This window comes from Paenibacillus sp. FSL H7-0942 (assembly GCF_045040715.1).
Classification (GTDB): Bacteria; Bacillota; Bacilli; order Paenibacillales; family Paenibacillaceae; genus Paenibacillus; species Paenibacillus amylolyticus.
The window spans coordinates 4,984,625-5,008,631 of sequence record NZ_CP150279.1 but is presented as its reverse complement, the minus strand read 5'-3'; the positions used below and the strand labels follow the sequence as shown (position 1 = coordinate 5,008,631).

23 protein-coding genes are annotated in these 24,007 nt (G+C 45.0%); 16 read left to right on the top strand and 7 right to left on the bottom strand.

What is annotated here, in order from left to right:
• Positions 1–229: 229 nt before the first annotated feature.
• Entirely contained in the window at positions 230–1,156 is a 927-nt protein-coding gene (locus MHI48_RS22225; RefSeq protein ID WP_076318818.1) for an ADP-ribosylglycohydrolase family protein, read from the top strand.
• A gap of 26 nt (positions 1,157–1,182) precedes the next feature.
• Positions 1,183–2,430 carry an MFS transporter gene (locus tag MHI48_RS22220; protein WP_076318819.1) on the top strand — a complete coding sequence of 416 codons (1,248 nt, stop codon included), beginning with the start codon at positions 1,183–1,185 and terminating at the stop codon, positions 2,428–2,430.
• 66 nt (positions 2,431–2,496) lie between these two features.
• Here the strand turns inward: MHI48_RS22220 and MHI48_RS22215 are convergent, their stop codons facing one another.
• A complete protein-coding gene (locus MHI48_RS22215) occupies positions 2,497–4,860 on the bottom strand; it encodes a hypothetical protein (RefSeq protein WP_405141767.1) in 2,364 nt (787 codons plus the stop codon).
• 652 nt (positions 4,861–5,512) lie between these two features.
• Here MHI48_RS22215 and MHI48_RS22210 point away from each other — a divergent pair.
• The 5 genes from MHI48_RS22210 (at position 5,513) to MHI48_RS22190 (ending at position 9,782) form a co-directional block, all read left to right on the top strand.
• The gene (locus MHI48_RS22210) at positions 5,513–6,325 is read left to right on the top strand and encodes an alpha/beta hydrolase (protein WP_370511457.1); all 813 of its coding nucleotides are present in this window, start codon (positions 5,513–5,515) and stop codon (positions 6,323–6,325) included.
• Positions 6,326–6,544: 219 nt separating this feature from the next.
• Positions 6,545–6,724: a hypothetical protein gene (locus MHI48_RS22205; RefSeq protein WP_076318822.1), complete on the top strand. Its 180-nt coding sequence runs from the start codon at positions 6,545–6,547 to the stop codon at positions 6,722–6,724.
• A gap of 130 nt (positions 6,725–6,854) precedes the next feature.
• Complete coding sequence (sigK, locus tag MHI48_RS22200; RefSeq protein ID WP_017687130.1) at positions 6,855–7,553, top strand: RNA polymerase sporulation sigma factor SigK; 699 nt, start codon at positions 6,855–6,857, stop codon at positions 7,551–7,553.
• A 670-nt stretch (positions 7,554–8,223) separates the two neighbouring features.
• Positions 8,224–8,418 carry a hypothetical protein gene (locus tag MHI48_RS22195; RefSeq protein ID WP_076318823.1) on the top strand — a complete coding sequence of 65 codons (195 nt, stop codon included), beginning with the start codon at positions 8,224–8,226 and terminating at the stop codon, positions 8,416–8,418.
• Positions 8,419–8,420: 2 nt separating this feature from the next.
• Entirely contained in the window at positions 8,421–9,782 is a 1,362-nt protein-coding gene (locus tag MHI48_RS22190) for an amino acid permease (protein WP_076328150.1), read from the top strand.
• Positions 9,783–9,838: 56 nt separating this feature from the next.
• Here MHI48_RS22190 and MHI48_RS22185 read toward each other — a convergent pair whose 3' ends face one another.
• A complete protein-coding gene (locus MHI48_RS22185) occupies positions 9,839–11,023 on the bottom strand; it encodes a serine hydrolase domain-containing protein (protein WP_405141764.1) in 1,185 nt (394 codons plus the stop codon).
• Between the two features lie 170 nt (positions 11,024–11,193).
• On the opposite strand from MHI48_RS22185, the gene MHI48_RS22180 reads away from it, so the two are divergent.
• A complete protein-coding gene (locus tag MHI48_RS22180) occupies positions 11,194–11,646 on the top strand; it encodes an Lrp/AsnC family transcriptional regulator (protein ID WP_017687134.1) in 453 nt (150 codons plus the stop codon).
• Between the two features lie 94 nt (positions 11,647–11,740).
• Here the strand turns inward: MHI48_RS22180 and MHI48_RS22175 are convergent, their stop codons facing one another.
• Both MHI48_RS22175 and MHI48_RS22170 read right to left on the bottom strand, forming a co-directional pair.
• Positions 11,741–12,946, bottom strand: coding sequence for an MFS transporter (locus MHI48_RS22175; RefSeq protein ID WP_353883915.1), 1,206 nt, complete (start codon positions 12,944–12,946; stop codon positions 11,741–11,743).
• 219 nt (positions 12,947–13,165) lie between these two features.
• Positions 13,166–14,230 (bottom strand): ABC transporter substrate-binding protein, encoded by a 1,065-nt coding sequence (locus MHI48_RS22170; protein WP_405141762.1) that lies wholly within the window; start codon positions 14,228–14,230, stop codon positions 13,166–13,168.
• Between the two features lie 166 nt (positions 14,231–14,396).
• On the opposite strand from MHI48_RS22170, the gene MHI48_RS22165 reads away from it, so the two are divergent.
• Complete coding sequence (locus tag MHI48_RS22165) at positions 14,397–15,473, top strand: iron ABC transporter permease (protein WP_218640993.1); 1,077 nt, start codon at positions 14,397–14,399, stop codon at positions 15,471–15,473.
• A gap of 2 nt (positions 15,474–15,475) precedes the next feature.
• Entirely contained in the window at positions 15,476–16,243 is a 768-nt protein-coding gene (locus MHI48_RS22160) for an ABC transporter ATP-binding protein (protein ID WP_047843839.1), read from the top strand.
• Positions 16,244–16,380: 137 nt separating this feature from the next.
• On the opposite strand, the gene MHI48_RS22155 is transcribed toward MHI48_RS22160, so the two are convergent.
• Positions 16,381–17,013 carry a DUF421 domain-containing protein gene (locus tag MHI48_RS22155; protein ID WP_340018021.1) on the bottom strand — a complete coding sequence of 211 codons (633 nt, stop codon included), beginning with the start codon at positions 17,011–17,013 and terminating at the stop codon, positions 16,381–16,383.
• Positions 17,014–17,166: 153 nt separating this feature from the next.
• Here MHI48_RS22155 and rnhA point away from each other — a divergent pair, with 153 nt between their 5' ends.
• From rnhA to MHI48_RS22130, 5 genes are all read left to right on the top strand, one after another.
• Positions 17,167–17,820: a ribonuclease H gene (rnhA, locus tag MHI48_RS22150; protein WP_340018019.1), complete on the top strand. Its 654-nt coding sequence runs from the start codon at positions 17,167–17,169 to the stop codon at positions 17,818–17,820.
• 210 nt (positions 17,821–18,030) lie between these two features.
• Positions 18,031–18,900, top strand: a complete 870-nt coding sequence (locus tag MHI48_RS22145) for an alpha/beta fold hydrolase (protein WP_036615225.1) — start codon at positions 18,031–18,033, stop codon at positions 18,898–18,900.
• A 299-nt stretch (positions 18,901–19,199) separates the two neighbouring features.
• Positions 19,200–20,189, top strand: a complete 990-nt coding sequence (locus MHI48_RS22140; protein WP_340028797.1) for a serine/threonine-protein kinase — start codon at positions 19,200–19,202, stop codon at positions 20,187–20,189.
• 309 nt (positions 20,190–20,498) lie between these two features.
• Positions 20,499–20,939 (top strand): Imm48 family immunity protein, encoded by a 441-nt coding sequence (gene imm48 / locus MHI48_RS22135; protein ID WP_405141758.1) that lies wholly within the window; start codon positions 20,499–20,501, stop codon positions 20,937–20,939.
• A gap of 31 nt (positions 20,940–20,970) precedes the next feature.
• The gene (locus MHI48_RS22130) at positions 20,971–21,510 is read left to right on the top strand and encodes an RNA 2'-phosphotransferase (protein ID WP_405141756.1); all 540 of its coding nucleotides are present in this window, start codon (positions 20,971–20,973) and stop codon (positions 21,508–21,510) included.
• Between the two features lie 203 nt (positions 21,511–21,713).
• On the opposite strand, the gene MHI48_RS22125 is transcribed toward MHI48_RS22130, so the two are convergent.
• Together MHI48_RS22125 and MHI48_RS22120 are read right to left on the bottom strand one after the other, a co-directional pair.
• Entirely contained in the window at positions 21,714–22,571 is an 858-nt protein-coding gene (locus MHI48_RS22125) for an SDR family oxidoreductase (protein WP_340018014.1), read from the bottom strand.
• 110 nt (positions 22,572–22,681) lie between these two features.
• Positions 22,682–23,107 (bottom strand): Rrf2 family transcriptional regulator, encoded by a 426-nt coding sequence (locus MHI48_RS22120; protein WP_036668516.1) that lies wholly within the window; start codon positions 23,105–23,107, stop codon positions 22,682–22,684.
• 423 nt (positions 23,108–23,530) lie between these two features.
• Between MHI48_RS22120 and MHI48_RS22115 the strand changes: the two genes are divergently transcribed.
• Positions 23,531–24,007, top strand: a complete 477-nt coding sequence (locus tag MHI48_RS22115; RefSeq protein ID WP_026080959.1) for a DUF6790 family protein — start codon at positions 23,531–23,533, stop codon at positions 24,005–24,007.

Genomic DNA, 24,007 nt, shown 5'->3' with positions numbered 1-24,007 from the left:
CCTTTTGCATGTAAGCGGTGTACTGAATAAACTGTTTTTACAGTTCAAAAAAATAAAAATTTTTTTATGAAAATTGGATAGTCTGGCCGTTCAACAGCTTTCGACACTTTTATAATAGAAGAAATGGAGCTGAATTTATTGGATTTTATTAGCTTTACGCCAGATCAGGCCCTGTGGGAGAATGGAAGAAAGATTCTGAAAGTATATGGAGTAAGGGAGGAAGACAAGCATGTTGCAAAAGGACCGTTTCAATGGCTGCTTCATCGGGCTTGCAGCGGGTGATGCGTTGGGAACTACCGTGGAATTCAGCAGCCCGGGCACATTTGAACCCGTAACGGATATCGTGGGTGGAGGTGTATTTGGGCTGGAGGCAGGGCAGTGGACAGATGATACATCCATGGCTCTGTGTCTGGCAGAAAGTTTGGTACGTAAAGCAGACTTTGATCCTGCGGATCAGATGCGCAGATACACCAATTGGTACAAGGTCGGGTATATGAGCAGCACAGGCGATTGCTTCGATATCGGCGGGGCCACACGAAGTGCCTTGGAGAGGTTTGAGATAACTGGAGAAGCCTACAGCGGATCAACTGACCCGATGACGGCGGGCAATGGCTCTATCATGAGGCTTGCACCTGTCGTGATGGCTTACGCTAATCAACCAAACGAGGCGGTCCACTATGCCGGGCTGAGCTCCCGGACAACACATGCTGCAACGGAAAGTGTGGAAGCATGTGAAGTGCTGGCCGCCATAATTGTTGCCGGTCTGCGAGGAGCGAACAAGAGCGTCATGTTGATGCCGGAGACATGCAGACAGTGGAGGGAAGAACCTACTTTTTCGCCCGCTATTGAAGAGGTTGTTATGGGTTCCTATCAGAGCAAAGAACCGCCGGAAATTAAGGGTAGTGGTTATGTGGTTCGTTCACTTGAGGCAGCACTATGGGCGTTCTATAAGTCCTCAAGTTTTGAGGAAGGCGCGTTGTTAGCTGTTAATCTGGGTGATGATGCGGATACCACGGGTGCGGTGTACGGACAAATCGCAGGTGCTTATTATGGACTGAGTGGTATTCCGGCACACTGGCGGGACAAGCTGGCCATGCGTGGAACGTTCGAACAACTAACAGATGCCTTGTGGTTGAAGGCGACAGAAAATCGTTGATTAAGAGATAGGAGAAGAGAACATCTATGAGCACGACTGGACACACAGTACAACCACAGTTTTCACCGTCAGGTAAACGAGGGGCGTTTCCAATATCCCTGTTATGCCTGACGATAGGGGCTTTTGCGATTGGTATGACTGAATTTATTATTATGGGCTTACTGCCTAATGTAGCAACAGACCTGAATGTAAGTATTCCGCAGGCAGGACTACTCATTACGGGATATGCGCTTGGTGTAGCGGTAGGTGCGCCGATTTTGACCGTATTTACACACAAGATTCCGCAGAAAAAACTGCTGGTGCTGCTGATGTGCATTTTCATTATCGGAAACGCATTGTCCGTTATTGCTCCCACCTATGGGTTGTTAATCTCAGCACGGATCTTAACGGCATTTGCTCATGGTACGTTCCTTGGTGTAGGTTCAATCATGGCGACGCGGCTTGTTGCGCCCGAGAGAAGGGCAGGAGCGGTATCGGTTGTTCTCGCGGGGCTAACGATTGCCAACATTATTGGCGTTCCGTTTGGTACATTTATCGGGCAACAGCTTGGATGGCGGTCATCCTTCGGGGCGATTACGATCTTGGGCATCATATCGTTGATTGGTATCATTCGTTTCATTCCCGTCCTCCCGCAAGGAGCACCAGCGAACCTCGGACAGCAATTTCGGAATCTGGTTCGTCCACAAGTGTTGCTGGTTCTGCTTATTGGGGCGTTGGGGTGCGGAAGTTTGTTTACAGTCTTCACCTATATTACGCCGATGCTTGTGGATATCAGCGGCTTTGCAGAGCAAAGTGTGACCTGGATTCTGGTGTTGTTTGGCTTCGGTGTAACCTTGGGCAATTTGGTTGGCGGCCGTCTGGCAGACTGGAAGCTGATGCCTTCGTTAATCGTCAACTTTGGGATCTTAGCTGTTCTGTTAGCTGCACTTACGATTACACTAGAGAATCCTTATCTCGCGGTAATCACCATATTCTTCTGGGGTGTAGCCGCGTTTGGTATTATGCCGGGACTTCAGATTCGGATTATGAATATGACCCGCGAAGCGCCGCTACTGGCGACAACCTCAAGTCATTCGGCATTTAACCTGGGAAATGCCGCTGGTGCCTATATGGGTGGGTATGCAATTACGCATACAGGACTTATCTCAGTGCCTTTGTATGCCGCAGTAATTGCTGCACTGGGTTTGTTGGGTTTGTTCATCAGTCTGTTGATGAAAGACAGACTGGCTTCACCCGAGGGTGCAGAGGTAGTTAATCCAGTATCCGTACACTAAACAGATGTCAAGAAAGCCTCAGCCATCCTGTGTAACCAGGGGCTGAGGCTTTTTGGGCATGATGTTTTAATAGATTTCAAGCTCATTGATTCGCACATAGGTTGGCTGATGCGAAGGACCTTTACTCGCTACGACACGGATCTTGGAGGTACTGACTGCTGAAAATGTGTGTGAACGCGTTAACTCTTGATTGCCTGTAATCTGTACAAGATTCACCCAATTTGAGCCATTCCAGTATTGCAGATCATAATTGGCAAGCGGGTATCCCTGTGTGGTATACAGATCAATTCGCTGGATTGAACTCGATGCCGGCAAATCAATGACGACATATTGGGGAAGTGAGGAATTACGGTTATTGGCCCAGCTATAACTTTCCCCCAAGGCCGTGTTACGATCCCCGTCATTGATTCGGGCTGCTGAATACCCGGGATAGGTGGAAGTTACCGTTATGGCAGCATTTCGTGCCAGGTTCTGTCCGGTTCCCGGATTGGTAGGGGTTTTCACCAGATTCACCAAATTCCAGCGCAACTCGAAGAGTTTGAAGGACTTATTAAATACAGCTCCTTCTCCTTTGACGAGAGCATCAATCTTTAGAGACATGGTACTGGGTACATTATTGCTGCTTGTCCATTTCCCTGTGCCTTCAATGCCGGCAAAAACACTTACCTCAAGTATTTTTTTGCCGGCAATTTTCAGACCGACTTCCGCTTTGGCTCCTGCCCAAGCAGTGATCTGTCCTTCAATTTTATGGGTTACCGTAAGATATCTGTTCACACTGCTGTAAGGCTGGATCTTCACGGGAATAAAGACACGTGTTTTCCCTTTGACTCCCGCGGTAACCGTGTATCCCTGATCGACCTGAAATTCAAAGGTGACGTTGCCGTCAATACCAATGACCAGAAAAACGCCGACAGATACGGCTCCGAGATTGCCAGCACCAATGTTGAAGCCCATGATTGGAACTTTGACTTCTTTTTTGAACTTGGCATCACCTTTGATATAGATATTGGCTTTCTCACCAGCAGTAAATTTTAGATCATATTTTCCCCAAAATCCGTATTTCCCCGTAACTTTGGGTGCAATCAAGGTGAGCTTGCCACCTGCTTCAACGAACACTTTGTTACCGTTTGCATTTTGTTGATTTACAAGTACCTTCTTGAAATCACAGACAAACTCATTGCCGGATTTTTTGCAATTGGCAAAATCACCTGCTCCAGCAGCACGAATCACATCATTCAGATCCATATCATTTGTATCATTCATGTCCATGGAATTCACATCATTCAGATCCATGGGTGCGATATCCGTGGAAGCGATATCCATTGTTTCTGCATCCGCAACCATGTCCGTATTTGCATCTAAATCATTTTGAATCGTGTTGTCGATGTTGAACTGTCGCATTTCAGCATCGTCAGTTATATCGGTCTCTAACAAGGAAGGGGTTTCCTGAACAAGCCATTCCTTGCTATCCAATACCATCTCAGGATCGGGCATGACGATATTGCGCTCTTCGAACGAGACCTCCTGCTCGGGAATATCATAGTAATCGAACAATTCCTCCACTCCCGGAGTGGTGTAATCTACCCGCATACCACCAGAGCTTCTATTGACGCTTGTAACTTTGATAGCCCGGGCAGAGGACTGATCGAGAAAGATCTGACTAGGAGCTAGGTTATTACCGATCTGGGCAGCCTCTTGGGTGCTAAGTTCTATAGAACCTTTCTCTTCCACCGTTTCAAAGACGGCATTTACCACGGGAAGTCTCTTCACCATGGAAGCAGGCATGGGTTGGGTCGGTTTTAACTGATAATCGACTTGCTCGAATTGACCTGAAGAAGAAATGGGATTGCTAATAGCCAGTCCATCTTCGGAGACGTTAAATGAGATTCGAAAATATGCTTCTGAAACTGGAGCATTCACATTGGTCTTGCCTGCCCAGATCCAGCGTGCACTGGTCTCCTCAGGCATGCCACTAATCTGTTTCCAAGGATCACTGCCATACCGTCCGAAGTCAGTAGCACGTGACCATGACGAATCATCGAATTTGGGTTGCTCCCAACCTTCGATATATCGTTCAGATACTTTCCAGTTGAAATCCGTAACCAGATTCTCATCTCCGTAGCTAAGGTCTGCCAGCAGTCCCGCATAGAGGCCTATATCCTTCGCTTGAACTGCAATCACATTGATGCCAGATTGAATCGGCACAGGGAACGTATAGGCTTTGGCCCAGTCGGTGCCTTTTCCCGTCTGTCTGCCGTTTATAAAAAGTGTGAACTCATCATCTGCGGTTATGGATATCTTTCCTTCATTGTTAGATGCAGCATAGACATTGGATGGCCATAACCCCACAAGTAAAGGCAGCAATAATGTAATAACCAGGAATGAAGCCCATGCTTTTTTGATCGAAAAGCGTACATTGAACATCATCATTTTCCTCCCAGAAAATAAAGTAGTTGCAAAAGATATTGGTGGCCGAAACGTTGAAACTTTTGCGTAAGCATATCTCAGAAGAAAAATATTATGAATCTATTGAAATTGTTCATAGACACCCCCCTATGGAAGCTATAATAAGGTAAAATATTCAATTTAACAACAGTATTTTACAATTTTCAATTATGATTCGAGAATAAAGAAGAAAGAAGAAAAACTCTGATGCTATAAGATCATTGAATTGAATCGCTAGAAATGAAAATATTGTTGCAAAAAATGGATAAATAAGTTTAAATATACTATATAAGTAATTCTATGTCGGGAAAACAGAGTAAAATCTACATGTTTCAGTGTTTTTCTGAAGGGAAGGGAGGTGATCTAACTCGTTTGTTGTAAGGGCTTTCAATATTGGGTTGAGAGGAAGCTTGCTTCACCGCGTTAGAAAAAAGTTGAACTTCAGCATCAAGCGTAATCCAGTGAAACTTCGAGAAACGCATACTTAAGTTTGACAAAATTGAGAGGAGAAATTGAGATGAAAAAACGTATTACAATCCTTTTAAGTCTTTCGATGATCGTTGCCATGATTGCCCCAACAATGGCTTTTGCTACGGATTCCAGCGAGGTTGGTGCTCAGAACACAACGTATGAATCTATGAATGTATCCGGCAATGACGCAAACAATGCGCTTGCTAATACTCCGGTGGTGCCGGCACCACCGGGTTTTGATGGCTATCGAAACAATATTCCGCACGGAAATACCAATCTGATATCCTATTACTCCACAACGGTAGGCAATACACGGAAAGCCACCGTGTATACACCGCCAGGATATTCTCCGAATAAAAAGTATAACGTCTTGTATCTCCTGCACGGCATCGGCGGGGATGAGCATGAGTGGGTTAATGCAATGAAACCCAAGAACATTTTGGACAACCTGTATTCGGAAGGCAAGCTGTCCCAGATGATCGTTGTCATGCCGAATGGCCGTGCCATGAAGGACGACCGTCCAGTCGGTGACATTTTTGCTCCGGACAAAGTGGCTGCGTTTGAACGGTTTGAGCAAGACCTGCTCAAGGATCTGATTCCTCATATCGAGGCCAATTATCCGGTATACAAAGACAAGAATAGCCGTGCGTTGGCCGGTCTGTCCATGGGTGGTGGGCAGTCGCTTAACTTCGGATTGAAAAATCTGAATACCTTCGCTTGGGTAGGGGCCTTCTCAGCTGCACCGAATACGCAATCTGTATCACAGCTGGTTTCCAACCCGGGACAAGTAGCCAGCCAACTCAAATTGTTGTGGATCTCCTGTGGATCAAGTGACGGTCTGTTATGGGTCAGCCAGAACTTCAAAAACGGCTTGAGCAGCATGAATATTCCGCATACCTTTTATCTGGATGTAGGTGGACACGAACCATCTGTCTGGAACAGTGGACTGTATCAGTTCTCTCAACGCATTTTCAAATAACTTAATTTGAATTAGCTTCTTGAAGCAATCGACAGGAGAAACAGGAATTCATATCGATATGCAGCCTCAGTTCTGTTCTGCACAGGGCTGGGGCTTTATGTTGGTTAGTGTGCGAATATGACATGATGAATGAGAGAGAATATGTTAGCATGAAGGAAGCAGATCCACATGAAGCGGGTAGTTAATTACATAGGTAGATACATGAAGGAGAGAAATAGGATGTTCTATTACAAAGGTGTATTCCGGGAAACGGACAATGTGATTTATTTCAAAAGCGATGTTTCATTAGCCCAGAATGATGTTGTCCTATTTGGTGAAAAGAAGTATTTTATCGAAAGTGTGGAAAAAGAATTTCTCCTGCTTCAGCGGGTGGGCTCCATAGTTTCTGTGAGTCTGTGAAATCTTCGCAAGATCATCCCCTTTTTCAAGTGTACGTGCACTTCTGGGCCACTGCCTACATACAATAGATCGACCCTGTTCCCACATGTGCTCAGGCCAGATCGTTGTAAAACTGCAGGAGGTGTCATCTGTGCCCGGATTGTTTACCGCAATTGCTCTATTCATTAAAGAGTTAACGTTACTCGTCTCGTATGTCAAAAATAATGCGTTCCCCCAGCCACTGGCTGAGGGTGATGAAGCCAAACATTTACGCCTTATGGCTGAAGGCAATGCTCACTCTCGCAATCTGCTCATTGAACACAATCTGCGCCTCGTCGCGCATATCGTCAAGAAGTTCGACAATACGGGTGAAGATCAGGAAGACCTGATTTCCATCGGAACCATTGGTTTGATCAAAGCCATCGAAAGTTTTCAACAAGGCAAAGGCACGAAGCTTGCCACATTTGCGGCGAGATGTATTGAAAACGAGATACTTATGCATCTGCGTTCTCTGAAGAAAACACGCAAAGACGTATCCCTGCACGATCCTATCGGTACGGACAAAGAAGGCAATGAAATTACATTAATCGACATCCTTGGCACAGAAGCTGATGATGTTGTAGATCGGGTACAGCTCAAGATTGAAAAAAGCAAAATTTATCGCAATCTAGATATCCTGGATGACCGGGAGAAGGAAGTTGTAATCGGTCGATTTGGCCTGGAAGCAGGCGGGGAGGAACGAACTCAACGCGAAATTGCGAAGGAACTGGGCATCTCACGTTCTTATGTATCACGGATTGAGAAGCGGGCGTTAATGAAGTTGTATCACGAGTTTTATAAGCAAAAGTAGTTGTTGGATAGATAGCGTTTTTCGTTAAAAAGATGGTGCTTTCTGAACCTTCCGTATTTTTAGGGAGATGCATTAAGATCGAAAATTTGATACACCGCGCTCTCTGAAAATGGTACGGACAAAGAGGGCAATGAAATTACACTAATTGATATCCTCAGAACAGATTGGAAAAGAAAAAGTAGTTGCTGAACAGACCAGAGGGCGCCTTTATCGGGAGCCCTTTTTACTGTGAAGATACTTAAAACTGGATCTAAATAGTATTAATTATTTGGGGTTATGACCTAAATAAAGGAATTTCCATTCCCGTTGAAGAATATCTTGTACACAGACCAATTTAATATATAAGGAGTAAATCATAATGAAGCAGCTTTTTCAGAAAACTCCACTGTGGTTTTTGTTAATCTGGATTGTAGGATTTATGATGATCGTGTTCAACTCGTTTCAATCAAACTCGGGTACCATTAACTTGCTTGCATTATTCATAATTAATGTTGCTAATGCTATTCGAATTTGGAAAAACGAACGTTCATTAGCAATTACCTTTTTAGTTGTTGCCGCTCTATGCTTGGCTTATATTTTAATATACTTCTATAGATATGTATAATCAGCATGACATGGCATGAGAATAACAACAAAGGAATGTACATAGGCTGATGATAGTATAGATCGGATGCAACTTAAGATTAATAAAAGCCAAGGGCATGAAATAGGAGCATATGAAGTGGTCACCTTTTACAAAGGTGGCCTCTTTGCTTTTGCAAAAAAATATATAAAAGAGGGATATGTATTCTGGGCAGATTATTATATGATGAGTAATAATATTTTGCATCGTAGAGAGCATGTACAGAAAGAGAGTGGTGGTTGATCATGCAGCAAGAAACGTTAACAAGGGGATTAAAGAACCGACACGTGCAGTTGATGGCGATTGGAGGTGCGATCGGTACAGGTCTGTTTCTTGGAGCAGGCAAAACGATTCAGCTGACAGGGCCATCCATCTTGCTGGCCTACATCATTACGGGTGTTGTGTTGTTCCTGATCATGCGTGCATTGGGGGAACTGCTGTTAAGCAACTTGCAGTATCATTCCTTTATCGATTTTGTGCGTGATTACCTGGGAAATATGGCGGCATTTATTACAGGCTGGACCTATTGGTTCTGCTGGATATCCATTGCCATGGCTGATATTACGGCCGTTGGTTTGTATACGCAGTTTTGGTTTCCGAATGTACCTCAGTGGATGCCAGGGTTAATTGCGTTAGTCATTTTACTAATCATGAACTTGGCAACGGTCAAGTTGTTTGGTGAGATGGAATTCTGGTTTGCCCTGATTAAAGTCGTGGCCATTCTGGCACTCATTGTTGTTGGTTTATATATGATATTCAAAGGTTTTACCACGGATCAGGGTCCAGCAAGTTTCACCAATCTGTGGAGTCATGGGGGATGGTTCCCGAATGGACTGCATGGGTTCATCATATCGTTCCAGATGGTGGTGTTCGCCTTTGTAGGCATGGAACTGGTGGGACTCACAGCGGGGGAAACGGAGAATCCGGAGAAGGTTATTCCTAGAGCGATTAACCAGATTCCGATCCGGGTACTGCTCTTCTATGTTGGCGCACTGCTGATTATTATGAGCATCTACCCGTGGAACGCCATTGTGCCTTCTGAAAGTCCGTTTGTACAAGTGTTTGCCGCTGTGGGTATTGCAGCTGCCGCCGGCATTGTGAATTTCGTGGTACTGACTTCCGCAGCGTCAGCGTGTAACAGTGCCATTTTCAGTACAAGCCGTATGGTGTTCTCCATGGCAAAGGATCACAACGCACCTGAATCATTTGCAAGACTGAACAAGAGGAAAGTCCCTTCCAATGCGCTGTTTTTCTCCACGATCGTTATTCTGATCGCGATTGTGCTGAACTATATCATGCCAGAGGGTGTATTTACGCTGATCACGAGTGTGTCGACTGTGTGCTTCATCTTCGTCTGGGGCATCATGGTAATCTGTCACCTGAAATACCGCCGTACCCAGCCGGAACTGGCGAGTCGCAGTCGCTTCAAGCTGCCACTATATCCGTTTTCCAACTACTTCATTCTGGCGTTTTTGGTTTTTGTGTTGGTGGTCTTGGCGTTGGCTGAGGATACGCGAGTGGCGCTGTTTGTCACGCCGGTGTGGTTTATTCTGGTTGCTGGGGTCTACCTTCTCCAAAAGAGAAACTTGAGCAGTAACAGACTGTAGGATGTAGCTTCGTTTCTAAATAAAACCGCCCAATGAAATTGGGCGGTTATTCGTATTTATATTCTTGCAGCCTTTTGGCTTTCACGAATACCTGTGTAGATGGCATCACAGATATCGGTAGTATACTGGCCTGACATTCCTTCAAGTGCTGTATTGGTGAATGCTACGACACTAAGTTCTTTTTGTGGATCAACGAACCACGAGTGACCATAGGTTCCACCCATCCGCCACGTACCCAGGGATTCCGGTGTATCAGCTGCAACAGGGTCTTTAAGTACTGTAAAACCAAGGCCAAACCCTCTTCCTGGCCAGTATGGCATCACGAGATCACCGATTTGATTGGTAGACATCTCAGCCGCAACGGCTTCTGTAAGGAGAGGCTGTCCTCCTTGTCGTAATGCTTCAAGTAAAGTAAGAAAATCTCCGGTACTTCCAACCATACCCGCTCCGCCCGATAAGTAAGCAGAAGTACGATTCGCACGATTGGGTGACAGTCGGAAGCCAGCAGTGCCCTCAATAAAAGGAATCAGCTCCAACACCTGATGAAGGAGACGCGGTTCTTCAGAACCATTAGCATATGCGGCTGTTAATCGTTCCGAATCCACCGCAACAAAATCAGTGTCCGTCATGCGAAGTGGATGAGTAACCAGCGTTTGAACAGCTTCTCGTAGTGACATCCCAGTTACCTTTTCGATAACGGCACCAAGTACATCTGTCGCAATGGAATATCTCCACATGTTGCCTGGCTCATACAGAAGCGGAGCAGAAGCCAGCCTTTGCAGATTCTCCTCCAGACTAATTTCAGACCAATCCATTCCATCCGATACTCCTGCAAGCTCATAGGTTCCCTGATCTTCTTGGAAGAAACGGTATGTCAAGCCTGCGGTGTGTGTCATCAACTGATGTACTGATATTAAAGCGTCCTGACCATTAGCAAGTTTGGGCCGGAATGCAGGAAGCCAGCGTGTCACCGGATCATGCAGACTCAGCTTTCCTTGTGAGATTAATGCCAGAGCTGCTGTCGAGACAATAGGTTTGGTTACGGAAGCAAGTCGAAACAGAGCGTTTTCCGACATGCTGCGCTTTTGCTCCCTGTCTGCGAAACCAGCAGCCCGGCTATATACCAGTTCCCCTCTTAATGCAACCTGTACAACTGTTCCTACGATTCTTTTTTCGCTTAGAGCGCGGTCAATGGCTTCATTCACATAATTATGCAATTTCGTCATGTCTTTTTTACTCATACATATCTTCCTCTCACCAACTGATGTATTTGATTTCTCGTGATAACTGTGTTTATTATATAAATGATTGATCTTGTATTACATGGTTTGTTAAAGGCATTATAATGGATTAACGAATATACTTAAGGTGATTTATGAATATATCTTATATATTTAAAGGAGTGGATCACATGGACGAAATAGATCAGCATATTCTGTATCACTTGGAGAATCAGGCGAGATTATCCATGACCGAACTAGGCAAATTGGTGGGGTTATCTCAGCCCGCCGTTACTGAACGAGTCAAACGAATGGAAGAAAAGGGAATCATTGAGGAATATCGAACCGTAATCTCCCCCTCCAAATTGGGCAAGCAGAGCACAGCCTATGTTCTTTTTCGTACGCGGGATTGTTATCCTTTCCTGGATTTCTGTCGTGCGTCACCTGAAGTTGTGGAATGTTATCGGATAAGCGGAGAGTACAATTACTTGCTGAAAATCCTCACAGATACCATTCAGGGACTCGAGGAGTTTCAGAACAAGTGTGATCCGTACGGTACTTACATGACTTTAATCACCATGTCTTCTCCAATTGCACATAAGAATCTAGTGGAAGGACCAAATCTGTTGGCACAGGCAGAATAAGATTCTGGTCTTTAAAATGAAAAACAGAAGAGGAGTCCACATCAAGTGAACTCCTCTTTCCTCCTGCGTGTAACTCATGAAAAATGCCTTCCTGTTAATTTGCTCTGGTAAATCCATATTTATAAGCACGCCTAGCTACAAGCAACGCAGGAATAAGCAAGATAAACAGCGCCCCAGAAAGGTATCCTGCTCCAAATACTTCAAGAAGAATGGCCCCGATGATGCCTCCTCCACCAATTGCCAGATTCCATGCTGTAACCAGCATCGATTGGGCGACATCTGTGCTTTTGCCTCCGGCTTGAGCGATGGCAGTCTGTAACAGTGTCGCGGCCCCGCCAAACGTAAGTCCCCAGATCATGACGCCAAGGATAATAATCACAGGTTGATGAGTAGCGATTCCCATCGCGACAGAGGCTAGAGCGAATGATGCCAAGCTGATGATAACTAATCTCCTCAAAAATCGGTCAATGAGCATTCCGGTTAACCAAATTCCAACAATGGAAGTAATACCGAAAATGAGCAAAATCAAGTCGACTCTGTTAGCAAATGCGGTCTGGGCAAGGTAGGGAGAAATATAGGTATATAGGATGTTATGGGCAAGCATCCAGGCCAGAACAACAAACAGAATAGGCCTAACTCCCGGAATTAAAAACACCTTATGCAGTGGAAGACGTTCACCAGCTGGCTCTCCGGCAAAATCCGGCATTCTCCAGAGAACCCATACGATTAAAGCCACGGTTAGAAGAGATACCATCCCGAAGATGAGGCGCCAGCCGACATAAGAACTGAGAAAACTACCGATTGGGACACCCAGGGCTAATGCTACCGGTGTGCCGACCATAGCCACAGCCATGGCTTTACCTTTTAGCGAATCCGGGACCATCCGACGTGCATAACCTGCTGTCATGCCCCATAACACACCCGCAGAGACTCCAGCCATGAAACGAGCAGCAAGTGTCAGGATATAATCCGAAGATAAGGCGGTAACGGTGTTAAAGACAAGAAAACCACTAATGCATACTAACAGTAGAGGTCGGCGTCTCCATCCGCGTGTAGCAGCAGTCAAGGGAATGGCAGCAACAAGTGATCCAATGGCATAAAGAGTCACCAACTGTCCGGTGAAGGCTTCTGTGATCCCCAAGTCTTTTGCAATTTGCGGCAGCAGTCCCGCAGGCAGGCTTTCGGTGAGGATGCAAATAAATCCCGCCATGGCTAAAGCAAGTAGCCCAGCCCACGGAAGGCGTTCTGAAGATATGGAAGGCAGCTCCCTTTGTTTTGGGAGGGGTGTGTTAATGGCCATGAATAAAACCTCATTTCTTATATTTTAATCCTATCCAGAACTATGCATATAAGCTTATCTGAAAAAATCAAACTTTTGCATACAGGATTAAAGGTTAGAAGGAGGTTTTAACATGATATTTAATTTAATTTGTGAGTTTATCCGTTAATTTAGTATGTTCTAAAGTGAACTGAAAAAAGAGCAGTGAGAATGTCTTCTCCTGCTCATTGGCTCAAGTCATTACTTGATTGGATTAGCTTTCATTTCCTGTCCCATTTTCTCAATACCATCCAGAATCTGATATCCATAACCCCAGAACTGGCTGAAATCCGTGATATAGATCTGTTTATTCTTGATTGCGTTCATACTTTGCAGGGCAGGGTTGCCATACAGATTTTGAATCAGCTTGTCGATATCTGGTGAACCAGCATACGCGGACAAGAGCAGGTAGTCCGGGTTCGCTGTGATCAGTTGCTCAACACTTACCTCACCTTGCACACCATCAAACGTATTTTTCAGCCTCAACAGGCCAAGCGCATCAAGCTGATACGTATCATTTTGCATGCTGCTGACCGTAATGGTGTCTTCCGTAGCGGGTACGATATAGGCAAAACTATGCTCAGGCTGATCGGCTACACTTGCCTTAATGGCTGCAACACGAGTCTTCAGACTTTCCGTGAATGTTGCGGCATTATCTTGAACATCGAAGATCTGCCCAAGTTGTGCAATATCACTATACAGGCTATCGAGTGTGCCTTTGTGATTCGTCGTTTGCAGGAACGTACGGATATTCATGTCATTCAATCCATCGACGGTACCCACGCCCCAGTCTGCATCAGCGAACAGGTCGCCTCGTCCGAGTACCAGATCCGGGCTTGCACCTACAACCAGCTCTTTACCTACATAATCCTTGGACAATACCGGAATTTGGGCGAAATCATCAGCCACATCGGGTGTAACGGAACCATAAAGAGCAGCAACACCGACCATTTTATCGGTCAGACCCAATTTGATGAGCATCTCAGCCGCAGACTGGGTATTCGCAACAACACGTTCAGGTGCTTTATCGAATACTTGCACTTTGGGTTTCCACTCGCCACCCTCACCCGAGATCGTGAAATTCTCAATGGTGAGCGGGTACGTCGTTTTATTTGTATTCTCAGCAGGAGCTGAAGTTTCTGTCGTGTTAGTTGTTGAAGTTGTTTCTTCGGCAGGGGAAGAAGTTGATGCATTCGAACAGGCTGCAAGCAGCAGTAACAGGAGACTTAGAGCAGCGAAGCCAATGGTTCTGGATGTGAATTTCATTAAATGATGAACCCCTTTTCTATGTGTTTTAAATTGACAAAGATAATCATTCTCAATTATAATCCGAGAAAACACATTGTAAATAGCTAAATTTAATTTGTTCTACATTTTACGCGAATTGATGGGGGAAGAGATGGCACAGACGGTTCAGGTTCAGACACAGCGTATGGGGAAAAGAGAGTCTCTGATTCATAGTAAATCCGGGTTTGCTTTACTGATTGCAGCTTTAATCATGATTACGCTTATATCCGTAGGTATTGCGGTTTCCATTGGACAGGTTCGTATCCCGCTGGCGGAGTCATATCGTATTCTTTTATACAAATTAACGGGATTTCAGTGGGGGACAACACCCATTGAGGCAGGTTCCTTTACCGATATCATTTGGCAGATTCGTTTCCCGCGTGTGCTGATGGCGATGTTTATCGGTGCAGGCTTGGCCTTGTGCGGTGCTGTTATGCAGGCTGCTGTGCAGAATCCGCTCGCTGATCCTTACATACTGGGTATATCCTCAGGCGCTTCACTTGGAGCAACCTTTGCAATTCTTATTGGATTCGGTGCGATTGGGTGGCTAGGTCAGACGGGGGTGGCTTTCTGGGCCTTTGCCGGTGCGATGGGTGCGTCCTTACTGGTCCTGACTTTGGCAGGGATTCGGGGGAAAATGACGTCGGTCAAGCTGGTGCTTGCCGGAATGGTGATTAACGCGTTATGTAGCGCTTTTTCGAACTTTATTATTTATTTTGCCAACAATGCTGAAGGCATCAAAACGGTGACGTTCTGGACCATGGGCAGCCTGGCGGCTTCCGGTTGGAACAAGCTTCCACTCGTGGGTATCGTCGTGCTGGTGGCGATTCTATTTTTCCTTTTACAGTCCAGAGTTCTCAATACGATGTTATTGGGGGATGAAGCAGCTGTTACGCTGGGCATTAATCTGAGTGTGTATCGCAGACTGTACATGCTGTTAACCGCTTTGGTGACAGGCGTTATGGTGGCGAGCTGTGGCATGATTGGTTTTGTTGGACTCATTATTCCGCATATTGTCAGAGGTCTCGTGGGTTCCGACCATCGTAAAGTGATGCCTGTATCTGTGCTGTTTGGAGCCATTTTCCTCATCTGGACGGATGTTATTGCACGATCCCTCATATCCAGCGTGGAGTTGCCAATCGGTATTATTACGGCCATGATTGGTGCACCAATGTTTATGTATATGCTGGTCAAAAAAGGCTACGGTTTTGGAGGAAATTAAACATGAAGCTGAACGTAGAAAATGTATCCATCTCTGTGCTGAACACGGACATCATCAAGGATATTTCATTACAGGTGAACGGTAAACAGTTCGTTGGACTGATCGGACCCAATGGTTGTGGCAAGTCAACGCTGCTCAAGAGCATCTATAAAGTGATCAAACCGCAGCAAGGTAAGGTTTTTCTGGATAATACCGATATTCTCAAATCCAGTCCAAAGCTTGTTTCCAGACACATGGGCGTTGTTGGCCAGTTTAATGAATTGAGTTTTGATTTTACAGTACGTGAGATGGTCATGATGGGCCGTACCCCGCACAAAAAAATGCTGGAGACGGATAATGAACGGGATCACGAAATCGTGGAGCAGGCTCTGGAAAAAGTACATCTGACTGGACATGCAGACCGCAATTACGTGTCTCTGTCTGGTGGAGAGAAACAGCGTGTGGTCTTGGCACGTGTCTTGGCACAGCAACCCCAATTCCTGATCCTGGACGAGCCGACGAACCATCTGGACATCAAATACCAGCTTCAGATTCTAAATATTGTCCGTGGACTCGGCATTGGCATTTTGGCAGCGCTGCATGATCTCGAACTCGCCGCAGAATATTGCGATTATCTCTATGTGGTGAAAAAGGGCCAGATTGTGGTTCATGGCAAACCGGCAGATATTCTGACTCGCGAGATGATTGGTGAGGTATTTGATGTCGATTGTGAAATCTATACAAATCCAGTTACGGGTGGCCTGGGTATTGCATACCTGAGTACACGTTGATTGGGGCTATATCTTCGTTTGGATGACCTGGAGCAATCTTTCGAAGTAATCAATTGAAGTGAACATAGACCGTACCTGTTGGAGCGATGTTGATAAGTGCTCATAGGTGCGGTCTTTTTTTAGAGGGGAGGACGCATCTATTGAAGCTTAGGATCAACGGGATGAGCATGAGCACCTTTGCTGACTTCTTGGAAAATATCGGAGGAGTTATCGATATGCGTTGAAGACTTACTGCTCTTGTCTTGTTGGGAGTGTTCTCCCGGTGCTGGGCTACTACCTGTAATCGCATAACTTCGTAGGATCTCTTCCAGATCTCCAATCGTCACGGGACGAGCATGTCGTTTCAGGACATAACCAAGTTGACCATTGGGTTCCACCGTTGCTGTCTCCAGATCGTCTACACTTGTAATTCCGTGCTGTCGCATATGCATCTCAAGCTGATCCATCGTATAACGCATACGTTTCAGATTCGGGATAATGACCTTTCCGTCCTCTACCACGATTTTGGAACTGCCACTCATTAACCGTTCAAAAATATTAAATTTCAATTGCAGTTGTTCCACTACAAGCAATGTCAAAATGAATACTGATGCTGATCCAATCGCTTTGCCAAGCTCATGATTTGCGATGGGTTGTACAATCGTTGTTCCGATGGAGATCATGATGACCGTTGTGGCGACACTCATCTGTGAGATCGACTTGCGTCCTGCAATTCGCAGCAGAATCATGCCGATAAGTACAAGTAAAACAGATTTCCATATCCAGTCCATACGTATATTCCTTTCTATTCCAGTATGCGTTTTGCTTCTTAGACTGTTCTGGAGTTGGAGGAATTATGCAGATGGCCAAATCCATAGCTTTCATTCCGCCCACCAGATCGTTTACAATAGGGTATTGATGAAGGAACAAAGGAGCGGGTTACAGTGGCAAAACAGAAATATTATGTTGTCTGGGAAGGCAAGAAGCCGGGTGTGTATAACACATGGGCAGATTGCAAAGCGCAGACGGATCATTATACTGGAGCAAAATATAAATCCTATGAGTCCAAAGCAGCCGCAGAAGAAGCGTATCGTGCTGGATGGAAAGGGAACTGGGGTTCAAGTGCAGGCGGAGCGTCGAAGACAAAGTCGGCTGGTAGCGGAAGAAGTGCTGGCATGGAAACGTCAGAGGAAGTGGATTACGACAGCGTCTCTGTTGATGTGGGCACACGTGGTAACCCCGGACCTGTAGAATACAAAGGAGTAGACACCCGCACCGGTGAGGTTATTTTCTCCGTCGGACCGATCTCCAAAGGCACGAACAATCTGGGCGAATTTTTAGCCATTGTACATGCCCTCGCACATCTTAAGAAAGAAGGCAGTACCAAAACGGTGTATACCGACTCGGTCAATGCCATGAAATGGCTAAAGCAGAAAAAAGTAGCCACAACGTTGCCAAGAGACAACTCCACGGAAGAGATCTGGTTGATGATTGATCGTGCGGAGCAGTGGCTCCAGACGAATACGTACAGCAATAAAGTGCTAAAATGGCAGACCAAACAGTGGGGCGAAATCAAGGCAGATTACGGCCGGAAGTAGGAATTTTTCCAAAGGATGCCTCCTTTATTTCTGGTCTATTAGAATCGTTATTTACAATTTCCAGTTTCCGCTCTATAATCATCTGAATATGATTAGTTAAACATATGGAGGAGCCTGTCATCTGCAGGCCCTCTTTATCTTTTTGGTCCATTGATTAGCAAGTCCATTCAATAGAATGGGGTATTTGAGTATATATTGCAGGAGGCAGACATGAGTTCCATTTATAGAAGTGAAGAAGGCAAGAGCAGCATACTTGAAGAGTATGAGATTTATTTGAACGAGTTGGGTGAGGAATTTACTCGGGAGTATGTAGAGACGCGTTTTGGAAAGACACATGTTTTACTGACGGGTCCTCTAGATGGCAAGCCGTTATTTATTCTCCAAGGCGGTAATTGTGTGAATCCGATGACGTTGTCCTGGTTCTCTTCTTTATTTAAAGAATACCGGATTATTGCTCCTGATACGATTGGTCATCCTGGTTATAGTGAGGAAGCGAGTATCTCGACACGGTTTGATAGTTTGGCATTATGGGTATCGGATCTGCTGGATCACTATGATATCGAAAAGAGTGCATTTATCGGCCCATCGTTTGGAGGAGGCATTATTCTCAGACTGGCTACCTATATTCCGGAACGCATTTCGTGTGCTGTATTGGTTGCTCCTGCGGGTCTTGCGGTCAATTCCAAAATTAAAACAGCTCAGGATATCACGCTGCCACTCGTCAAGTATCGTATGACTTCTTCACCATCTTCTTTGCAAAAAATTACGGACAACATGTCGTGCAACTGCATGAAAGAAATGGATAAAAACATTATCGGCAAACTTTTTAAATACGTCAGCATAGATCAGGATCTGCCCAAGCTTACGGAGCGGGAAGAACTGGTGAATTATACGTCACCAACCTTGTTATTGGTAGGAGAGAAGGATGTCTTTTTCCCAGCGGATAAGTGTATTGAGCGAGCTCAAAAGATTATTACGAATGTAGAAGCCATCAAGTATGATACAGGACATTTTCCTTCACAGGACGTATTGGTTCAGATGAACGAGGAAATCGGGCGTTTTTTACAGAATAATTATTAATAAAAGCTGTAAATGAAGGATGAGAAATGTTATTCTCCAGTTTAATAAAGTAATTACATCCATCTGTCGATACTCTATATAAGAGAATGCTTTTCTTCTATAGAGTAGTGTGGATAGGGATTAGCAGTATATCGCAGAAGGCTTGATATCATTAATATTTAAATATTTCGCGTTAAGGTGTTTCAAATTGCATCATTTGGTTTATATGTATAGTTGGCGATGAATTGCTGACTGGTTAAACCAAGTGATGCATTTACGCGGAAAGTCTTCCGATCGACAAGGTTGAAAAGAGGTCTGTTATGAGAAAAGACAATTGCAAAATGGCATTGCAGCGCAATGTGATTATAAATGATACATATCAGGTAAGACAGGTATTAGCCAGCAGTGAGTTGGCTATTGTATATGCAGGGCGAGATCGTAACACAGGTGCAAAAGTAGCCATTAAGGAATTTTTCCCACAGAGAATGGCTGAACGGCAGGCAGACAAGCGAGGGGTGTTCTGCTCTTCACGAGGATACGGTGGGCAATATCAGGAGTTACTGGCTGCATTTCTGCTCGAAGGTGAACTATTATCGAAACTGGATCATCCCCATATTGTATCGTATATGGATCATTTTGAAGCAAATGGTACGGGGTATCTGGTTATGGAATACTGCACGGGAATCACATTGACCGAGTATTTGAATGAACATAATCATGCTCTTGATGCTGCTTTCATAACGGAGACGCTGCTTCCACTGGTGGATACATTGGATTACATACATAAGCAAGGCATTCTTCACCGGGATGTGAAACCTTCCAACATTATGGTTATGGAGGATGGTACACCCAAACTTCTGGACTTTGGCTCAGCTACCCGTTGGCCTATGCAATCCGGAGAGAAACAGGTGATATTTACATCGGCAGGTTATTCTCCGCTGGAGTTTTATTCGGAGAAATCTAGTCAAGGACCGATGTCGGACATCTATAGTTTGGCAGCTCTGCTCCATTATTGGACATGTGGGCAACCCCCTATGGACGTGAAACAGCGGTTGTTCCAGGATGAATTGCCATCTGTTCGCTCACATAATGAGTATGTGAATCCTTGGCTCGCTCGTGTTATTCATTGGGGGTTGACGGTTCGTTCTGAGAAACGCTGTGCTTCCTTAGCTTGGGTCAGAAGCTCGCTGCGAGTTCAAGCCTGGGTATGGAAAGTGCGCAAGCCAGGTACAGTGGAATGGTCTTTAGCCGAGAATCAACATACGCAGGTCTATGAAGTGGAGTCGAAAAAGCAACATGAGATGGCTTGAGTTATAACACCTCTTTTATAAAATGGTATGCTAGATGAGCATATTCGTACAATAAATTAAACCAAGTCGACTTATAAAAGAGGAGATTTGGTTTTTTTGTTATTTATTATGTTATAGGGAATCGGATGTAATTGAATGACGTTATATTTTATAGAGTTCGTCTCGAAGTTAGCCAGACGATAAATCATGCCGTGATTAACAGCTCCACCTATAGATAGAATTTGAAACGAACACCCCAACTCCGATACAATGTTCTCATAGAGTCTGAGAGAATGGATCAAATACGGTGCAGAAATGGAGAAAACCAATATGACTGATTTTATCAACGCTGACGATATTAATGACGTAATTCTGTCTGCGGCAGCAAACGAGCTGGAGCAGATGGTGGACAAAATGTGTGAGCTGATTGGCACGCCTTTGGAACAGACGACAGAACTGGAGCGTCAGGTCATGGCTGCTTTTGGTTTTGGCGCGGTGTATGGCATCACTCATCGGGATCAGCTGGCGGAGCCGCAGGCCCATGCCTTGAGCATTCGGATGCTGATTAAACCGTTTAATTACAGTGAACAGCAGGCGGTTGATTTTGCCGATGATCTGATTCGGGTGGCTTCCGATCGTGAGGTTCATCCGGTGATGAATACGATTATTCATCGTGGGATTGATGGACACCGCCAATTCAATCAGGAAGACGATGAAGGATTGGAACGTAACATTCAGGAGATTTTAACAGCGGTTCAATCGCAAAAATAGACGGTTTTATTAGATGTGGGAGATGATTGCATTGGATCTGATGAAATTAAGCAAGGAACTCTCATACGCTCTGCGACATGCACCATGGGAGTATGAACTGGAACTGGACGAAGAGGGTTGGGTGGAGATCTCGCAATTGCTGGTGGCTCTACATGAAAGTCCGCAGTGGAAGGAAGTCACGCAAGCCGATCTGGAGCAGATGATTGAAACCTCGGAGAAAAAGAGACATGAAATCCGTTCTGGCCGCATCCGGGCATTGTATGGACATTCGACTCCTCATAAGATATCGAAAATATCTGCTGAGCCACCGGAAACCCTGTACCATGGGACCCCGGCACGCGCAGTGCATTCTATTATGGAACATGGCTTACAGCCGCGGCAAAGGCAATATGTACATCTGTCCGCAGATATCGATACGGCCAATCAGGTGGGACGAAGACGGGATGATCAGCCTGTCATTTTGAGAATCAATGCTGCTCAAGCGGCCACAGACGGAATCCTCTTTTATCATGGAAACGAAAATATCTGGCTGGCCGATCACATTCCTGCACGTTATATTCTTGAGCAGTGAGCAGTGAGCAGTGACTGGTGAGCAATGAGTGATGAACTGTTGTGGACAACATAAATGCCTATCTCAAATTGCAACAGTCGCATTGAATGGATTGAATGTGCAGTCTTCCGTTCAAGTTGTATACCGTTGTATTGACCGTTAGCTACACAAAAAAAGGGACGCATCCAACATTTGTTGGTGTGTCCCTTTCTCATATCCAAAACTTACTTGCCTACAATTGCTTTAATACTTTCGCTAAGTGGCTGAGCCGGACGGCCAAGCAATTTCTCTAAAGTATCACTTTCTACAGCCAATGCGCCTTCACGGATGGCACTTTGCATATCAACAAGCATCGATACGACAAAATCCGGTAGACCTGCACCTTTCATGATGTCAGCGTAAGCGGCATCGTCCACGTTTTGCACGTTGATTTCCTGCCCAAGCACTTCACCAACAATGGCAGCCAGTTCAGCTTGCGTGCGTAGTTTGCCGGACAATTCATATACGGTATTCTCATGTCCTTCTCCTGCGAGAACAGCTGCAGCAGCATGGGCGTAGTCACTTCGGGTAGCCCAGCCTACTTGGCTGTTGTTGGTGGCATGAACCCAAGGTGCACCTTGGGTAGCTGCTTGCACACTGCCTGCTTCATTTTCCAGGTACCAGTTGTTGCGCAGGAAGGAATACGGAATGCCGGATTCACGAATAGCTTTTTCTGTAGCGCGGTGAACTTCCGCCAGGGAAAGGGTATTTTTCTCTGCATTCACAACGCTTGTATAAGCGATGAATCCCACACCTGCGCTTTTGGCAGCGTCAATGGCAGCCTGATGTTGGCGAATACGCGTTTCATTGTCACCATCAGTTGAGATGAGCAACAGACGATCTACACCGGCAAAAGCTTTCTTCAACGTCTCCGGTTGATCGAAATCACCGTGACGCACGTCAACCCCTTGAGTGCGGAGTGCTTCCGCTTTTTCCGGATTACGTACACTTACTGCCAAACCTTTGGCAGAATCCGTTTTTAACAATGCCTCTACAACCAGTGAACCCAATTGACCTGTTGCGCCAGTAACCAAAATTTTCATTTTCTTTTCCTCCTAGGATATGTGTTTTGTTTGCATATGGATGTAATCAAAATTGTTATAACAGGTGTGATTACAACGAAAGGGTTAAAAAAAGCTCATTATGAGCTTTTTTATTCAGAGACATGAATCTGATCCATCATCTGCTGTATGGTTACACGATTCAAGCGCTGTTCCATGGCTGTCTGAGCCTCAATGAGTTCGGCACGCAAGGTGTGTTCAATCATGTTGCCGACCGGACATTTCGGATTCGGATGTTTGTGAAAGTTAAACAATTCCCCATCCTCCACGACCTCAAGCGCTCGATATACATCAAGAAGGGTAATGTCGGCTGGATCTTTCAACAAGGAAGCACCACCCACACCGGGTCTGACGTCAATCAGTCCAGCCTGTTTCAGCTTGGACATAATCCGCCGAATAATCACGGGATTTGTATTCACACTCTGCGCGATCACATCTCCGGTGCATTCATTGGGCATAACAGCGATCAGGGACAGGGTATGAACCGCAATGGAAAAGCGACTGCTGATTTGTCTCATGGGATAATCACCACCGTTGTAACTATAATAGTTACAAAGAGATCGGATGTCAATTCCTTTATATTATATTTTAATGGATAGTTGCTGTTGTTCTGGAATCGTAGATAATCAAACAGATGATAATTGAACTATCACCTATGTCAAATAAATGAGTTGTGGTTCTTTTGAAGCGTTAAAAAAGAAGTAGGTTTCAAACCTTTTAATGTAATAATAGGGCTAAATTCCTATTATTTTCAAGTTAAATGGAACTATATGGTTTTCTTGTTTGCGTACAGAAGAAGAAAAATGACAAAAGCTTCGACAAACTAGAAAATTATGTATGAATTGACAAATGTAAAAGCGATTATATAATGTGTTTAACTACAAGATTGTACATTTAGTTACAAATGATTCCAAATAACAAACGGCGGGAGTGGGACAGGCATGTGGTTTTTGGTTCTATGGTTGTTAGGTCTAATTTCAGGGGGAGTACACCTATATGTGTTAGGTTTTCCCGGGGAAATGAGCGAGATTAGCAGAGTGTTGCTGCTTCATCAGTTTGTGGTTACGTTTGGATTGGTTGGAGTGATTGGTTATGTTGTCAATATTGCCAGAGCGGATCAGACAGCCAAAATGTTAGGATGGCCTGGTGGACCATTTCAGGTTAAATACGGTTTTTCCCAGGTAGGGCTTGGAGTTATGGGGATTATGGCCATCTGGTTCCAAGGGAACTTTTGGGTTGGTGTATTGGTAACGATGTACATATACGGATTAAGTGGTCTTTGGTCTCATACTTATGTGATGATTAAAAATCGCAAGGCAGATGGAGACAGTATCGGGAATCTCATTATGGATGTGGTGTATCAAACGTTTATCACGGTTCTCTCCGTATTGGCTGGTGGAATCTGGGTAATGCACTAA

Coding starts and splice junctions, on each gene's coding strand:
- MHI48_RS22225 (WP_076318818.1), top strand. CDS start 230: ATGTTGCAAAAGGACCGTTTCAATGGCTGCTTCATCGGGCTTGCAGCG.
- MHI48_RS22220 (WP_076318819.1), top strand. CDS start 1,183: ATGAGCACGACTGGACACACAGTACAACCACAGTTTTCACCGTCAGGT.
- MHI48_RS22215 (WP_405141767.1), bottom strand. CDS start 4,860: ATGATGATGTTCAATGTACGCTTTTCGATCAAAAAAGCATGGGCTTCA.
- MHI48_RS22210 (WP_370511457.1), top strand. CDS start 5,513: ATGAATGTATCCGGCAATGACGCAAACAATGCGCTTGCTAATACTCCG.
- MHI48_RS22205 (WP_076318822.1), top strand. CDS start 6,545: ATGTTCTATTACAAAGGTGTATTCCGGGAAACGGACAATGTGATTTAT.
- MHI48_RS22195 (WP_076318823.1), top strand. CDS start 8,224: ATGCAACTTAAGATTAATAAAAGCCAAGGGCATGAAATAGGAGCATAT.
- MHI48_RS22190 (WP_076328150.1), top strand. CDS start 8,421: ATGCAGCAAGAAACGTTAACAAGGGGATTAAAGAACCGACACGTGCAG.
- MHI48_RS22185 (WP_405141764.1), bottom strand. CDS start 11,023: ATGAGTAAAAAAGACATGACGAAATTGCATAATTATGTGAATGAAGCC.
- MHI48_RS22180 (WP_017687134.1), top strand. CDS start 11,194: ATGGACGAAATAGATCAGCATATTCTGTATCACTTGGAGAATCAGGCG.
- MHI48_RS22175 (WP_353883915.1), bottom strand. CDS start 12,946: ATGGCCATTAACACACCCCTCCCAAAACAAAGGGAGCTGCCTTCCATA.
- MHI48_RS22170 (WP_405141762.1), bottom strand. CDS start 14,230: ATGAAATTCACATCCAGAACCATTGGCTTCGCTGCTCTAAGTCTCCTG.
- MHI48_RS22165 (WP_218640993.1), top strand. CDS start 14,397: ATGGGGAAAAGAGAGTCTCTGATTCATAGTAAATCCGGGTTTGCTTTA.
- MHI48_RS22160 (WP_047843839.1), top strand. CDS start 15,476: ATGAAGCTGAACGTAGAAAATGTATCCATCTCTGTGCTGAACACGGAC.
- MHI48_RS22155 (WP_340018021.1), bottom strand. CDS start 17,013: ATGGACTGGATATGGAAATCTGTTTTACTTGTACTTATCGGCATGATT.
- MHI48_RS22145 (WP_036615225.1), top strand. CDS start 18,031: ATGAGTTCCATTTATAGAAGTGAAGAAGGCAAGAGCAGCATACTTGAA.
- MHI48_RS22140 (WP_340028797.1), top strand. CDS start 19,200: ATGAGAAAAGACAATTGCAAAATGGCATTGCAGCGCAATGTGATTATA.
- imm48 (WP_405141758.1), top strand. CDS start 20,499: ATGACTGATTTTATCAACGCTGACGATATTAATGACGTAATTCTGTCT.
- MHI48_RS22125 (WP_340018014.1), bottom strand. CDS start 22,571: ATGAAAATTTTGGTTACTGGCGCAACAGGTCAATTGGGTTCACTGGTT.
- MHI48_RS22120 (WP_036668516.1), bottom strand. CDS start 23,107: ATGAGACAAATCAGCAGTCGCTTTTCCATTGCGGTTCATACCCTGTCC.
- MHI48_RS22115 (WP_026080959.1), top strand. CDS start 23,531: ATGTGGTTTTTGGTTCTATGGTTGTTAGGTCTAATTTCAGGGGGAGTA.